The organism is Streptomyces sp. NPDC054866 (genome assembly GCF_053610745.1).
This window is the reverse complement of record NZ_JBSGZA010000003.1, coordinates 708,308-722,059: the sequence shown is the minus strand read 5'-3', so window position 1 is coordinate 722,059 and position 13,752 is coordinate 708,308. Positions and strand designations below refer to the sequence as shown.

14 protein-coding genes are annotated in these 13,752 nt (G+C 69.8%); 2 read left to right on the top strand and 12 right to left on the bottom strand.

All coding sequences use genetic code 11. From position 1 onward, the window contains the following. The first annotated feature begins 132 nt into the window (after positions 1-132). Complete coding sequence (locus ACWGI2_RS18665; protein ID WP_453696364.1) at positions 133-1,374, top strand: sensor histidine kinase; 1,242 nt, start codon at positions 133-135, stop codon at positions 1,372-1,374. Between the two features lie 70 nt (positions 1,375-1,444). Further along, complete coding sequence (locus tag ACWGI2_RS18660; RefSeq protein WP_160506961.1) at positions 1,445-2,050, top strand: response regulator transcription factor; 606 nt, start codon at positions 1,445-1,447, stop codon at positions 2,048-2,050. Positions 2,051-2,068: 18 nt separating this feature from the next. Here ACWGI2_RS18660 and ACWGI2_RS18655 read toward each other — a convergent pair whose 3' ends face one another. The 12 genes from ACWGI2_RS18655 to ACWGI2_RS18600 all read right to left on the bottom strand — a co-directional run bounded on the left by ACWGI2_RS18655 (position 2,069) and on the right by ACWGI2_RS18600 (position 13,752). Beyond that, positions 2,069-2,749 (bottom strand): NADH oxidase, encoded by a 681-nt coding sequence (locus ACWGI2_RS18655; RefSeq protein ID WP_453696363.1) that lies wholly within the window; start codon positions 2,747-2,749, stop codon positions 2,069-2,071. A gap of 147 nt (positions 2,750-2,896) precedes the next feature. Further along, on the bottom strand, positions 2,897-3,541 hold the full coding sequence (locus ACWGI2_RS18650) for a LuxR C-terminal-related transcriptional regulator (protein ID WP_453397684.1): 645 nt from the start codon (positions 3,539-3,541) through the stop codon (positions 2,897-2,899). Continuing rightward, entirely contained in the window at positions 3,505-4,824 is a 1,320-nt protein-coding gene (locus ACWGI2_RS18645) for a sensor histidine kinase (protein ID WP_453696362.1), read from the bottom strand. Before ACWGI2_RS18645 ends, ACWGI2_RS18650 begins: the two co-directional genes overlap by 37 nt. A 164-nt stretch (positions 4,825-4,988) precedes the next feature. Beyond that, positions 4,989-5,444: a MaoC family dehydratase gene (locus ACWGI2_RS18640; protein ID WP_453696361.1), complete on the bottom strand. Its 456-nt coding sequence runs from the start codon at positions 5,442-5,444 to the stop codon at positions 4,989-4,991. A gap of 21 nt (positions 5,445-5,465) precedes the next feature. Further along, on the bottom strand, positions 5,466-6,497 hold the full coding sequence (gene sbnB, locus ACWGI2_RS18635) for a 2,3-diaminopropionate biosynthesis protein SbnB (RefSeq protein WP_453696360.1): 1,032 nt from the start codon (positions 6,495-6,497) through the stop codon (positions 5,466-5,468). 70 nt (positions 6,498-6,567) lie between these two features. Further along, complete coding sequence (locus ACWGI2_RS18630) at positions 6,568-8,283, bottom strand: phytoene desaturase family protein (RefSeq protein WP_453696359.1); 1,716 nt, start codon at positions 8,281-8,283, stop codon at positions 6,568-6,570. After that, positions 8,283-9,011: a 3-oxoacyl-ACP reductase FabG gene (gene fabG / locus ACWGI2_RS18625; RefSeq protein ID WP_453696358.1), complete on the bottom strand. Its 729-nt coding sequence runs from the start codon at positions 9,009-9,011 to the stop codon at positions 8,283-8,285. The genes ACWGI2_RS18630 and fabG overlap by 1 nt, the downstream gene beginning before the upstream one ends. After that, on the bottom strand, positions 9,008-10,135 hold the full coding sequence (locus ACWGI2_RS18620; protein WP_453696357.1) for a beta-ketoacyl synthase N-terminal-like domain-containing protein: 1,128 nt from the start codon (positions 10,133-10,135) through the stop codon (positions 9,008-9,010). The genes fabG and ACWGI2_RS18620 overlap by 4 nt, the downstream gene beginning before the upstream one ends. A 2-nt stretch (positions 10,136-10,137) precedes the next feature. Continuing rightward, positions 10,138-11,406: a beta-ketoacyl-[acyl-carrier-protein] synthase family protein gene (locus ACWGI2_RS18615; protein WP_453397677.1), complete on the bottom strand. Its 1,269-nt coding sequence runs from the start codon at positions 11,404-11,406 to the stop codon at positions 10,138-10,140. Between the two features lie 63 nt (positions 11,407-11,469). Next, positions 11,470-11,721, bottom strand: a complete 252-nt coding sequence (locus ACWGI2_RS18610; RefSeq protein WP_453397676.1) for an acyl carrier protein — start codon at positions 11,719-11,721, stop codon at positions 11,470-11,472. Between the two features lie 151 nt (positions 11,722-11,872). After that, positions 11,873-12,784: an ABC transporter permease gene (locus ACWGI2_RS18605; protein WP_453696356.1), complete on the bottom strand. Its 912-nt coding sequence runs from the start codon at positions 12,782-12,784 to the stop codon at positions 11,873-11,875. Then, a complete protein-coding gene (locus ACWGI2_RS18600; RefSeq protein ID WP_453397674.1) occupies positions 12,781-13,752 on the bottom strand; it encodes an ATP-binding cassette domain-containing protein in 972 nt (323 codons plus the stop codon). Before ACWGI2_RS18600 ends, ACWGI2_RS18605 begins: the two co-directional genes overlap by 4 nt.

Here is a 13,752-nt window from a genome sequence, read left to right as displayed (position 1 = left end):
CTGATGCGCGGACATTCCACGTAAGGTCTGCTGGACGAGCGTTGTGGCCGAATACCACGGGCCCGAGGTTCGGGAGCGCCCGCAGGGACGCGCTCTCGTACGCTCTCCTGGCAGAAGAGGAGCACTTCGAGGATGCACAGCGACACCAAGGACACGTCTGACGTGGCTGGTTCCCGATGGAGCCCCCGGCCTGCCCCCCGGCTGGCCCACGTCATCCTGTTGGCGGCGCTCATCTGCTATCTCGGCATCACCGCGATCAACCTGATGAGCCAGAAGCCCTCCGCGCCCGAGCTCATCACCGGACTCGTCACACTCTCCGCCGTCTTCGGCCTGCAACTCGTGCACTCCAGGCCAGGAGCCGACCGCGCCGCACCCTGGGCGAAGGCGGCGACGCTGGGCGCCCAGGCGCTCCTCACGTATCTGCCCCTGGTCTTCTTCGGCATCCTGTGGGGGGCGATGGCGGGCTTCCTCGGCGGATCGCTGCTGCTCCTGCTCAGGCCCCGGGTGGCCTGGCCGCTCTACGGGGTGACCGGACTGAGCCTGCTGGTCCCGGGGATCACCGCGGGGATGTCGGTGATCGACCTCGTCTACATGTGCCAGAGCACCCTGCTCACCGGCCTGGTGATCTACGGCCTGTCCCGCCTCTCGTCCCTCGTCGACGAGGTGTACGCCGCTCGCGCGGAGATAGCCAGGATGGCGGTCGCCAGTGAACGCCTGCGCCTGGCAAGGGACTTGCACGACCTCCTCGGCTACAGCATCTCCGCGATCGTCCTCAAGAGCGAGCTCCTCCAGCGGCTGATCCGCGCCCAGCACCCCCGTGCCGACCAGGAGGTGGAGGAGGTCCTCGCCATCTCCCGGCAGGCGCTCAGCGACGTCCGCAGGGTGGCCCGCAGCTACCGCGACATGTCACTCGTGTCCGAGGTGTCGTCGGCCCGGTCGGTGCTCGACGCCGCGGAGGTCGAGGTCGAGGTGGTCCTCGCCCCGGCCATCGAGGAGATCAGCTCACATGCCGGCACGGCGCTCGCCACGGTCCTGCGCGAGGGCGTCACCAATCTGCTGCGCCACAGCAAGGCGTCACGCTGCGGCATCACCGCGGTGGTCGACGACGGGACGGCGCGCCTCACCCTCATCAACGACGGTGTGGTGGACGACTATCACGACCCCTCTCCGGACAGCGGGAACGGCCTCGGCAACCTGAAGCAGCGGCTCGACGAGATCGGCGGCCGGCTGATCACCGAGCGCGAGCAGGAGACGCCTCCGGACTGCGGGGGCTGGTTCCGCCTAGTGGCCGAGGTGCCCGCGCAGGCAGTTGGCCGAAACAATGTGGAACAACCCCAGAAAATCGGGCGAATAAATCCGAATGGCGCGTTCTAGGCGGCTGATAACATGTGGCGCGCGAGCAACAACAGGGGTTCGCGATACGGGTAATCATGGGGGGCTATCGATGATCCGTGTAATGCTCGCTGAGGATATGTACATGCTGAGAGGCGCATTGGTCGCCTTGTTGAATCTCGAACATGACTTGGACGTCGTGGCGAGCGTGGAACGCGGCGACGAGATTCTCTCCACAGCCCGTGAGTTCCAGCCGGACGTCGCGATCATCGATATTGATCTTCCCGGCCTCGACGGGCTGAGCGCGGCGGAGCAACTGCACGAACGACTGCCGCAGTGCCGCACTTTGATCCTCACCAGCCTCGGCCGCCCCGGCACTCTGCGCCGTGCGATGTCCGCCAAGGTCTCGGGCTATCTGCTCAAGGACTCCCCGCCGCAGGAACTCGCCCAGGCGGTACGGAAAGTGGCGGCGGGCCAGCGGGTCATCGACTCCGAACTGGCGCTTGCCGCATGGGGCAGCGCGGACAGTCCGCTCACCTCCCGCGAGACGGAGGTGCTGCGCCTCGCGTCACAGGGCACGGACGCCAGTGAGATAGCGAAGCGGCTGCGCCTGTCGGTGGGGACGGTACGGAACTATCTGACCACGGTGGTGACCAAGCTCAACGCCCGCAACAGGGTGGACGCGATCCGCATCGCCAACGACTCCGGGTGGCTGTGAGCCGTCCTCCGGGGCTGCTCAGGCCCGCGGTTGGGCCGCGACTCCCGCCGCGGTGAAGTAGCAGAGGATGCCTTCCGTCACGTCGTCGGGCAGCGGCAGCACGGCGGTGATGGCCTTCGGCGTGACGGGGCGGGCGAGGGCGAGCGCGAAGACCATCATGGCCTCCTGCCGGTGGATGATCAGGCGGTGCGAGGCCGTGCGGGACTCGAAGGTGGCCGTCAGCGGATCGAACGCGAAGGAAAGGCCGAGGAACAGCCGGACGGGCCTGGCCTGATCCAGCGGGACGACGGCCAGGGAGGCTTCGCAGGCGTCGGCAGGGGACGCTCGGCTCGCGTCGGCCAGGGGTGCGATCGAGAGGAGCGGGCCGCTCAGGCCGTCGAGCCCCAGGGTGCGGACCAGCAGATGGGGAAAGCGCCCGAAGACCGGCCGCATCATGAAGTAGACCTTCGCGTCCCGGTCCCGGCCTCCTTCACCGTCGTCCAGCAGCGCGTTGCCGAGCAGAACTGGACCCAGCTGCATGCGCCGGAGCACTTCGAGGACGGTGGGCTCCGGGCTCGTCATGCGGGCGGTGCCCTGATCCCAGGTGAGCACCAGGGCCCCCGTGAGCGCATCGGACTCGACCACGACGTCCTCGCGCAGCGACCAGAGATGCCGGAGCCGTCCACCGGGCAGCTCCAGCAGGTCGATCGTGGCCTCCATGCGCGCTCTCCTCGCAGTATCTGAGAGTGTCCACTCTGACGGCGCGGGGAGGTGTCCCGACAGTCATGAACTCATGCCGGGGCTGTGATCCCTTCACGGGTTCAGGAGACGCCGTACCCAGGGCAGAGGGTGCGGACGAAGTCCAGTTCACTTCTCCAGGTAGGCGAGCACCGCCAGGACGCGGCGGTTGTCGCCGTCCGTCGGAAGCAGGCCCAGCTTGGTGAAGATGCTGCTGATGTGCTTGGCGACGGCCTTCTCGGAGATGAAGAGCCCCTGGGCGATCCCCGCGTTGGACCGGCCCTGCGCGAGCCACTCCAGGACCTCGCGCTCGCGGGCGGAAAGGCTGCCCACGTTCTCGTCGCGCTCCTTGCGCATCAGGAGCTGGGAGATCACCTCGGGGTCCATCGCGGTGCCGCCCGCGGCCACCCGCTGGATGGAGTCGAGGAACTGGGTTCCGTTGGTCACCCGGTCCTTGAGCATGTAACCGACTCCCCGGCCGCCGCTGGCCAGCAGCTCACGTGCGTACAGCGGCTCGACGTACTGGGAGAGGAGCAGGACGGGCAGGTCGGGCATCTCGCGGCGGGCGGCGAGGACCGCGCGCAGACCCTCGTCGGTGAAGTTCGGTGGCAGCCGGACGTCCACGACCGCGACGTCCGGCTGCTCGCGGGTGAGAGCCGCGAGCAGCTCCGTCCCGTTGTCCACCGCGGCCACGATCTCGTGGCCGTACGCCTCGAGGAGGCGGATCAGTCCGTCCCTCAGGAGGAAGTGGTCTTCGGCGAGGACAATACGCACGGAAGCTCCATCGTCACCATGGTCGGGCCGTTGACGGGGCTGTTCACGGCCAGGACTCCGTCGAATGTGGCAAGTCGTCGCTCGATGCCGCGCAGACCGGTGCCACGGGTGGCGTCCGCGCCACCGTGTCCGTCGTCGGTGACGGTGACGCACAGCATTCCGTGATCGTAACGGATGTCGATCCAGGCCCGGACTGCTCCCGAGTGCTTGGCGACGTTGGTGAGCATCTCCGAGATCGCGAAGTACGCGGCGGACTCGACCGGCATCTCGGGGCGGCCCGGCAGGTCGACCGTGACCTCGGTGGGGACCGGGCAGACCATGGCCAACGCCCTTACGGCGTCCGCGAGTCCACGGTCGGCGAGCACCGGGGGATGGATTCCGCGGACCAGATTGCGCAGCTCCTCCAGTGCTTTGGAGGAGGACTGGCGCGCCTCGATCAGGAGGGCGCGCACGGCCTCGGGGTTGGTCTCCAGAAGGTGCTCCGCGGCGTCCAGGGTCATGCCCATCGCCACCAGGCGGGCCTGGGCGCCATCGTGCAGGTCGCGCTCGATCCGGCGGATCTCGGCCATCTGTGTGTCCACCGCGTCGGAGCGTGTCTCGGCGAGGTGCTGGATCCGGCTTGCCATCAGCTCGCTCTCGCTGGGAGCGAGCATCGCACGGGTGTAGAGGGCGTGCTTGCGTACGGCTCGTGGCGCCGCCCACAGGGAGAGCGGGAGTTGCAGTACGCCGAGCATGCCCGCGAGCACCGCGGTGGTCTGGCCCTCGATCGGGATGAACTGGTACCAGAGGCCGTCCCACTCCGTGGAGAGGGGAACACCGAAGAACGCGAGGAAGATGCCCCAGAGGCCACTGAGGAACAGGGCGATCGGGAGGAAGGCAAGGAAGGCGCCTGCCAGCGGATCGGCGAGGACCCAGACCCACTCGCGCCGGGTCTGCGGGTCGCTCATGATCCAGCGGTAGCGTGCGATGGCGCCCGAGGCGCCGGCGGGCACGGGCGGCGGCGGACTCGCCGGGGCCTTGATCTCCACGCCGGACCAGCGCAGGGCCAGTTCGCGCTGACGGTCACCCAGGCTGCGTACGCCCTCCATGGCGCGGGGCACCATGCCGAGGCCCGGCCCCACGAGGAGTATCGCCGAGGAGACCGCCAGGGACCGGCCAAGGGACGCGGCCGACATCCAGCACAGGCTCAGCGCCCGCCGCAGGCCCACTGCCCCGGCCGCGACGGAGAATCCCCTGATCTCCCCTGCCGGGCGGCCTTCTCCGAGCTGCATCGTGCGGTCCATTGGACTCGCTCCTCTCTGGTGCCATTCGCAGTACGGGGCCGAAGGGCCCGTGCCCTCATTGTGTCGGCGTTCGGACACGGAAATCGGTAGTACTACATCCCCTCTTGGGCGGCCGGTGAGGGGTACTTCTTCTACCCCCCGCCGGACGGACCACGGCGGACGTCCTACGAGCCGACGAAGAGCGACAGGGTCTCCGCCACACAGGCCGACTGCGTTTCGCCCTCGACCTCCACCGTCATGCGCACGGCCGCGAGATGGCCGGAGGGCGTCTCGCGCACGCTGGTGAGGACGGCGCTGCCGCGCACGCGGGCGCCGACGGGGACGGGGCGGGGGAAACGGACCTTGCCCAGGCCGAAGTTGACGCCGAGGTCGACCTTCTCGATCTCGAAGATCGCCCGCATCATCGTGGGCAGCAGCGCGAGGGTCATATAGCCGTGGACGATGGTCCCGCCGAACGGTCCGGTCGCCGCCCGCTCCGGGTCCACGTGGATCCACTGCAGGTCGCCGGTCGCGCCGGCGAATTGGTCCACCTGGGCCTGGGTGACTTCCTGCCACTCGCTGTGGCCGAGGTGTTCACCTGCGGCGTCGGCGAATTCGGCCAGACTGGCGAAAGATCTCATGATTCCGATTCTCCGAGGGGTTCAGCCGTACCGCTTGAGCTCGTGGAAGAAGTCCGGGACGGTGTGCAGCTGGTCCGCCGCCTGGACGCTGTCGTACACGTACTTCGCGACCGCCATGTCGAGGACGCCGAGGCCGAACGGCGAGAAGATCACCGGCCGGTCGGACGGCGGGGTGATCGACCCGGTGAGCACGTCGTAGAGCGTGCCGGCGACGAAGTCGCGGTGGCCGACCCGCTGTTCGGCCAGGTGCGGTGAGGTGTTCGCCTTCATGCAGTGGTCGATGTCGTCGACGACGTTCCAGGACTGCAGCACGATCTCGGGGGACAGATCGCGCAAGGAGACGTGCAGCACCAGCGGGTTGTGCGTGAACCACTGCGGGTCCGTCACGTGCGGCTCGCCCGCGATGGTGGCGAAAACCACCAGGTCGCTGGAGCGGATCAGGTCCTCGGCCTTGTCGTGGACGGTGATCTCGCAGTCTTCGCCCTCCGACCGCTGGAGGTAGCTCTTGAAGCCCTCGGCATGCTCGGCCGACAGGTCGTGCACGCCGATCGACTCGAAGTCGAAGCCGCCGGCCGCGAGATACATGTGCAGGTAGCGGGCGATCAGGCCGACGCCGAAGAAGCCCACGCGCTTGGGGCGCTCGCCGCGCGCATCGCTGAGCTTCACGGCCGCGAGAGCCGCCGAGGCGGCGGTGCGCGCCGCGCTGATGATGGAGCTCTCCAGGCAGGCGAACGGGTAGCCGGTCTCGGCGTCGTTGAGGATCAGGACGGCCGAGGCGCGCGGGAGTCCCTGGGCCACGTTGTCGGGGAAGCTGGAGATCCACTTGAGGCCGTGCACGCTCACGTCGCCCTTGACCGACGCGGGCAGCGCGATGATCCGGGAGGACGGGCGGTCGGGGAAGCGCAGGAAGTACGAGTCGGGGTTGATCGTCTGCCCCTCGCCGTGCAGGCGGTAGGCGGCCTCGACCGTCGCGACGACGCTGTCCTCGTGCCCGCTGAGGGCCTCGTGCACCTGGGCGCCGGAGACCACGGCGAAGGGAGGAACCTGATTCATGGACACACTGCTCCTGGTCGGGAGGGAGAGAAGGAAGAAGGAGGGGGGAGTAACGGGCGGCCGACTGCCGTCAGCCGATGCGGGCCAGGCCCTTCGCGCGCTGTCGCGCCTGTCCGCGTGAGACGGCCAACGGGTCCCAGCCCGCGGGACGTTCGGGCAGCAGGGCGTTGTCGCCGAGCACCGATCCCGCGAACACCTCGCCGAGCAGCCCGCGGCCGAGGATGTGCGACGCGGCGGCGATGCCGCCCGTCGCGACGCCGCCGACGCCGCTGCCGTAGCGGACGTTCTGGCCGACGACGTAGAGACCTTCGACGTCGGTGCGCACATCGGGGCGCTGACCTGCGCCGCCCCAGGTGGCCATGCCGTACGGTGTGCCGCCGGTGGCGCCGATGTAGCGCTCGTTCGTGAGCGGGGTCGCCGTCTCCACGTGGGTGACGCGGTCCCTGAACGGGCCGATGACCTTCTCGGCGGTGTCCAGGATCACCTCGGTCAGCTGCTGCTTGCGTGCCATGTACGCGGGGTCGCGGCGATAGGGCATGCCGTCGACGGGGCCGCCCTTCAGCCCCCAGAAGTCGTAGCCGGGCGGGCAGCCCGTCATGATCTGGAAGTTGCTGTGGCCCGGCGGGCAGACGGCGGGGGAACCCGCGTCCTTCACCGAGGCGAAGGAGAAGGCGAGTTGGGGCACGGAGACCATGGAGCCGTCGCGTTCGTAGCGTTCGAGGACGGCCGCGTGCGCACCCTCCATGTCGTCGCTGTCGTGCCACCAGATGTTGGCGTTGGGCAGGCCCGGCAGCTCCGTGTCGAGCGCGACGTACACCGCGACGACGGCGCTGCGCATGGTCGCCTCGCGGGTGCGCGCGACGAGGTCGGCGGGGAACGCCGCCTCGCCGCCGCACAGGTCGAGGACGGTGCGTCGGTAGTCCGCGTTGGAGACGACCACGGGCGCCGATATCCGCTGCCCGTCGGCGAGTTCCACGCCGGTGGCCCGCCCGCCGTCGACGATGATGCGGCTGACCGGGCAGCGGGTGCGCAGCTCGCCGCCGTACGCCTCCAGGGCCTCGACGAACGCGGCCACGAGGGTCATGCCGCCGCCCTCGGGGTAGTACGCGCCCCGCAGGTAGTGATCCATGATGTTGACGTGCTCGGCGAAGCCGATCCCGTCGGGCATGGCGCCGTAGTTGCCTGCCTGCGCCGCGACCAGGGTGCGTCCCTTGGCGGAAAGGCCGCAGTGGTCGAGTGCCTGGGCCAGGGTGCGGCGGGTCCAGCGCATCGTCTGTGGGGACCTGCGGAACAGCTCCACCATCGGCGTGCCCATCAGGCCGTCCCGGCTCGCGGCGGCCACCGCGGACGCGAGGTCGATGAACCGGTCGACCCGGCCCGCCTCCTCGGGCAGCGCCCGCTTCAGCCGCTGCCGGTACGGCTCCCAGCCGGCCGGGACGTCCACGGTGGCCGTGGGCGTCATGATCCGGTCGAAGCCGTTCTCGTTGTCCATGGGCCTGAACGTCACGCGGTCGCGGACGCCGAGCCCTGACAGGATCGCCGGGATGAGTCCGTCCGGGCCGCAGTCGCCGAGGTAGTGCGTGCCGACGTCGAACTCGTACTTGCGGCGCCTGCGGAAGACGTGCGCGTTGCCGCCCGCCACGTCGTGCTGTTCCAGGACCAGGACGCGGCGGCCCGCGGCGGCCAGATAGCCGCCGCTGACCAGTCCCCCGATGCCACTGCCGACGACAATGGCGTCGTACCGGTCCCCGGGCCCGTCCCCCGGCTGCTGCGTCCCCGCGCCCATCAGAACGTACCGCCGCCGTGGATCTCGAAGACCGACCCCGTGATGTACGTGGCCCTTTCGGAGACCAGGAAGGACACCAGGTCGGCCACCTCGTCGGGGCGGCCGAAGCGGCCGAGCGCCACGTTCTTCAGCTGCTTGGCCACCGCGGCCTCGGTCATGTCGCCGACCATGTCGGTCTCGATGAGGCCCGGCGCGATCACGTTGGCGCGCACGCCGCGCGGCCCGCACTCCTTGGCGAGGGACTTGGTGAAGCCGATGATCCCGGCCTTGGACGCGGCGTAGTTGGCCTGGCCCATGTTGCCGTAGATCCCGGCGACCGAGGACAGATTGACGATGGTGCCCGCCTTGCGCTTGCTCATGGAGAACGCGGCGGCGCGGCACACGTGGTAGACGCCGTCCAGGTTGGTCCGCAGGACCTGGTTCCAGTCGTCCTCGGGCATCAGGACGAGCGGCCGGTCGCGGGTGATGCCCGCCGATGTGACGGCGGCGTCGACGGGGCCGAGCTCGCGCTCGGTGCGTGCGAACCAGTCGCGTACGTCGGCGGCGTCGGCCACGTCGCAGCGGGTGGCCGTGACGCGGGTGCCGAACTCGGCGGTCTCCTTGAGGAGTTGCTCGGCGGCGTCTTCGTTCGAGCGGTAGCAGAACGCGACGTCGTACCCGTCCTGGGCCAGGCGCCGCACGACAGCCCTGCCGATGCCCCTGGAGCCTCCACTGACCAGCGCGATCATGCGCTCTCCCCCATAAGTCGCAGCACGGCGCAGGCCACGGCGCCGTCACGGTCGACCGCGGAGACCAGGGCGATGCGCCCCCGGGCGTCCGGGTCGGTCTCCGCGACGCCGAGCACGGCACCGATCTGGAAGGACGCCGACGCCGCACTGGTGTCGCCGAGCAGTTCCATGGACGGCACGCGGGACAGCGCGGCGGCGGGCACGAGCGCGGCGAGCGCCTCGTGCTCCGCCCTGCCGGCGGCGCTGGGCGCCGCGCACGGCACGGCCGCCCACACCTCGTCGGCGCCGACCCCGGCGCGGTCGAGGGCGCGGCGGACGCAGGCGGTGACGGCGGCGTGCGGGTCGTCGTCGATGTCGATGCGGGTCTCGACGCTCAACACGGCTGCCAGCGGCTGGTGTTCGGCGGTTCCGGCGTGCTCGACGAGGAAGAGTCCGCAGCCTTCGCCCAGCAGGGGCGCGGAGTCGCCGGGCTCGGCGGCCGTGTGCTCGAACCAGGCGTGGGCGGCGGAGAACTCCTCGGCCGAACCCACCAGATACTTCGTCGCGCGGCCCTGACCCATCAGGCGGCGCGCGTAGTTGAGGGCGAGGAGACCGCTGACGCGGCCGCCCGCGACCGTCGTGTTGGGCCCCTTGAGGTCGTGCCGGATCGCGGTGGCGCCGGCGGCGTGGTTGAGGCTGCCGAAGGGGATGCGGCCCGCGTCGACGTAGAAGGGACGCTCGTTCGTGTACGACTGGCGCAGGAAGTCCGTGACGTTCTCCAGGCTTCCCATGGAGATGCCGAGGACGACGCCGGTCATGTCGTCGGTCCGCACCGCCTTGTTGCCTTCGGCGTCCAGGAGCAGCCCGTCGGACGCGACGAGAGCCAGGGCGGTGAGCCGGTCCATCTTGGCCGTGCCCTTCTTGCCGAGCAGGCCCTGGATGTCGAAGCCCGGCACGGTGCAGACGTCGGACGACGGCAGCGGGCCGAGCTCCGGGGCCGCCTTCGTGGCGGCTTTCGCGCCGCCGCGCACGCCCGCGGCGAACTCCTCACGGCCGATTCCGTGCGGCGAGACCGCCGACCAGCCGGTGATGACGAGCGTTTCCGGTGGCAGTGGGTCCGCCGTGGCGGCTGCTGCGGTACTCATGATCAGACACTCTCCCCGTACGTGCCGAGAATCAGGATGGCGTTGTTGCCCGCGAAGGCGCTGGAGTTGTTCTGCACGATCCGGACGTCCGCGTCGACGGCCACGTTCGGCACGACGTCGAGCGGACACTCCGGGTCGGTCTCCACGTGGTTGATGGTCGGCGGGATGAAACCGTGCTCGATCGCGAGGCCGCAGGCGATGGCGCCGAGCGCGCTGGCCGCTCCCATCGAGTGGCCGAGCATCGACTTCACGGCGACGGTGCGTGGCGGATTGTCGCCGTAGACGTCGAGGATCGCCGCCGACTCCGTGCGGTCGTTGGCCTTGGTGCCGGTGCCGTGCGCGGAGATGAAGTCGATCTCCTGCTCCTTGACCCCGGCGTCGTCGAGGGCGAGGCGGATGCCGCGCGCGATGCCGTCGCGGTTCGGTGCGGTGGGGTGGCTCGCGTCGCAGCTGAGGCCGTAGCCGAGTACCTCGGCGTAGATGTGCGCGCCGCGTGCGAGCGCCGACTCCAGGCTCTCCAGTACGAGGATGCCCGCGCCCTCGCCGGTGAGGATGCCCTGGCGGTCCTTGTCGAAGGGCCGCACCACGTCCGGGGTGAGCGCGCCGAAGCGCTTGAAGAGGGCGAACGCCTTGCGGTTCACGGCGTCGGCGCCACCGCACAGCGCGATGTCGACCTCGCCGGAGCGGATGGCGTCCAGGCCGTAGCCGATCGAGTAGTTGCCCGCCGCGCAGGCCGTGGTGATGGTGGTGGCCTCCACGTTCGGCATGCGCAGCTCGCGGGCGATCACGGTGGTCAGCCGGCCCGCGTTGATGCGGCGGGACATGACCGGGTCCATCGCCTCGGGGTCCCCGGCGGCCAGCTCCTGCTCGAGGAGCACGGCGATGTCGTGCGACTCACCGTCGGTCGTGCCGACGCTGATGACGGCCTTGCGCTCGCCCAGGTCGGCCTCGGTGAGCCCCGCATCCGACACGGCCATCCGGGATGCGGCGACCGCGAACTGCCCGGCGCGGCCCATGTCGTCGAGCGGGACGTTGTGGATCCAGCGCTCCGGCTCGAAGTCGGGGACCTCGCAGGCGGTGTTCTGGCCGAACCCGGTGGTGTCGAAGCGGGTGACCGGCCGCGCGCCGGAGCGGCCGGCCCGCAACCCCGCCGTGTACTCCTCGACACCGGTGCCGATGCTGGAGATCGCCCCGAGGCCGGTGAGGACGACCCTGCGGCGATCCGCCGACGAGGCGGTCGGCGATGCCGCTGGTGACTGTGCGGTGGACATGGGACTCCTTAAGCGGTGGGATGCCTGCGGAACGGGGAACCGGAATCCGGCAGCCCCCGCCCGTCACCAGCCGGCGGCCTCGGCGGCCACCTGGTACGTGGCTTCCACGTTCACCATCTTGGGAAGCTCGTTCATGTCGATGACGATGGAGTACTCCATCTCCAGGGCGCTGAGAACGTCGATGAGCTTCAGCGAGTCAGCGCCGAGTTCATCGATGAACAGGGCCGTGTCCGAGAGGCTTTCGACCTCCACGTCGATGTTCTCGGCGATGATTTCCTTGATACGAGTGAGACGCTGGGGCGCAACCGTTGTCATGCTCGTTCCTCCGTTTTGATTCGCGCAGAGCGGCAATGCTTCTTGCATTGCGGCTTCCTGGGCTTCCTGCATTGCTCCGCAAGGAAAAATAGTCAGCGCCGATGACGGGCCGATGACGTCCAACTGACTGCTCACTGACGGCGGGTTCGGCTCACTTGCCGACGGCGTTGCGGAAGCCCCGGACACTGCCGGCGACCGCGATGACCAGGAGCACCGACAGGGTGATAGCGGTCACGAGCCCGGGGTGGTGGGACGGGAATCCGCCGCCCGCCGCGCCCGCCGGGTCATTGCCCCACAGCCTTCGGCAGGTGGTGATGACGGACGTGACGGGGTTCCATTCGGCGACCGGGCGCAGCCATGACGGCAGTCCGCTCACACCGACGTACGCATTGGAAAGGAAGCTGAAGACGACAAGGACGAGCGCGCCCGTCCCGTCAATGGACTCGACGTTCTTCTGCGTGGTGCCGAGCAGAATTCCGACCCACAGCATGGTGTAGATGAAGGCGAGCAGGACACCGAATCCCGCGGCGGTGCGCAGCACGCCCTCGTGCGGCCGCCAGCCGACGCCGAGGCCGACCAGGGACACCACGGTCAGGCTGACCGCGCCGACGGCCAGGTCCGAGAGCGTACGGCCGATGAGCACTGAGCTCGGCGCGATCGGCAGCGAACGGAACCGGTCCACGAGGCCGTGGCGCAGGTCGAGCGCGACGCCGACGGCCGTGGGGCCGACGCTGGTGAGGCCGACCTGGATGGCGATGCCCGCCATGATGAAGTCCTCGTACGCGATGCCGCCGGGGATGTTCATGGCGTCGCGGAAGAGATAGCCGATGGCGATCAGCATCACCAGCGGGTTCATCGTGACGAGCACGAGCCTGCCCGGGGAGCGGCGCAGATGCGTCAGGTGGCGTCCGGCGAGGGCGAGGGTGTCACCGACGTAGCCGAGGAGCGCGCCCCTGGACTCCGCGGGCCGCTCGTTCGTGCGCCGGGCGGGCCTGCCGGGAGCCGGTCCCGCCGGCTTTGCGGACATGGCCTCCGGCGTTGCGGTGGCCGTCGTCGGCGTCATCGCTGGACCTCCTTCTTCTGTGCCGTTCCTGTGAGGTCGAAGAACACGTCGTCGAGCGTGGGCTTGCGCACCTCGAAGTCGACGGTGTCCACGCCCTTGTCGCGCAGCGCCACGGCGGCCCGCGCCACCTCGTCGAGACCCGCCCCGCCGAGTTGCACCGACACCCGCAGCGTCGTCTCGTCGGCGACCGGAGGCTGCGGGTCGCCGAGCGCGGCGAGCGCGGCGACCGCGTCGCCCAGGCTCTCGCGGCGGGCGACGGTGACCTCAAGGCGTTCGTTGCCGACCTTGCGCTTGAGGGACTCCGGGGTGCCTTCGGCGATGACGCGTCCCGCGTCGATCACGGCGATGCGGTCGGCGAGTTCATCGGCCTCGTCCAGGTACTGGGTGGTGAGCAGGATGGTCACGCCGTCGGCGACCAGTCCGCGCACCACGCCCCACAGGACGGCCCTGCTGTTGGGGTCGAGGCCGGTGGTGGGCTCGTCGAGGAACAGCACCTCCGGCTCGCCGATGACACAGGTGGCCAGGTCGAGGCGGCGGCGCATGCCTCCCGAGTACGTGCTCACCGTGCGGTCGGCGGCCTCGGTGAGCTCGAACCGGTCGAGCAGCTCGGCGGCACGGCGGGCCGCGCCGCGCCGCCCGAACCGCAGCAGCTTGGCCAGCAGGATCATGTTCTCGCGCCCGGTGAGGAGTTCGTCGACGGCCGCGTACTGCCCGGCGAGGCCGATGCGCCGCCGTACTTCCTTGCTCTCACGCACCACGTCGTGTCCGGCGACGGTGGCCCGCCCGCCGGACGGCTGGACCAGGGTGGCGAGCACACGGACGGTGGTCGTCTTGCCCGCCCCGTTCGGGCCGAGCACTCCGAGGACGGAGCCGGCCGGGACCGAGAGGTCGATGCCGTGCAGCGCCGTGTGGGTGCGGTATCGCTTCTGCAGCCCTTCGGCGAGGACGGCGATGTCGGAAGATGACAC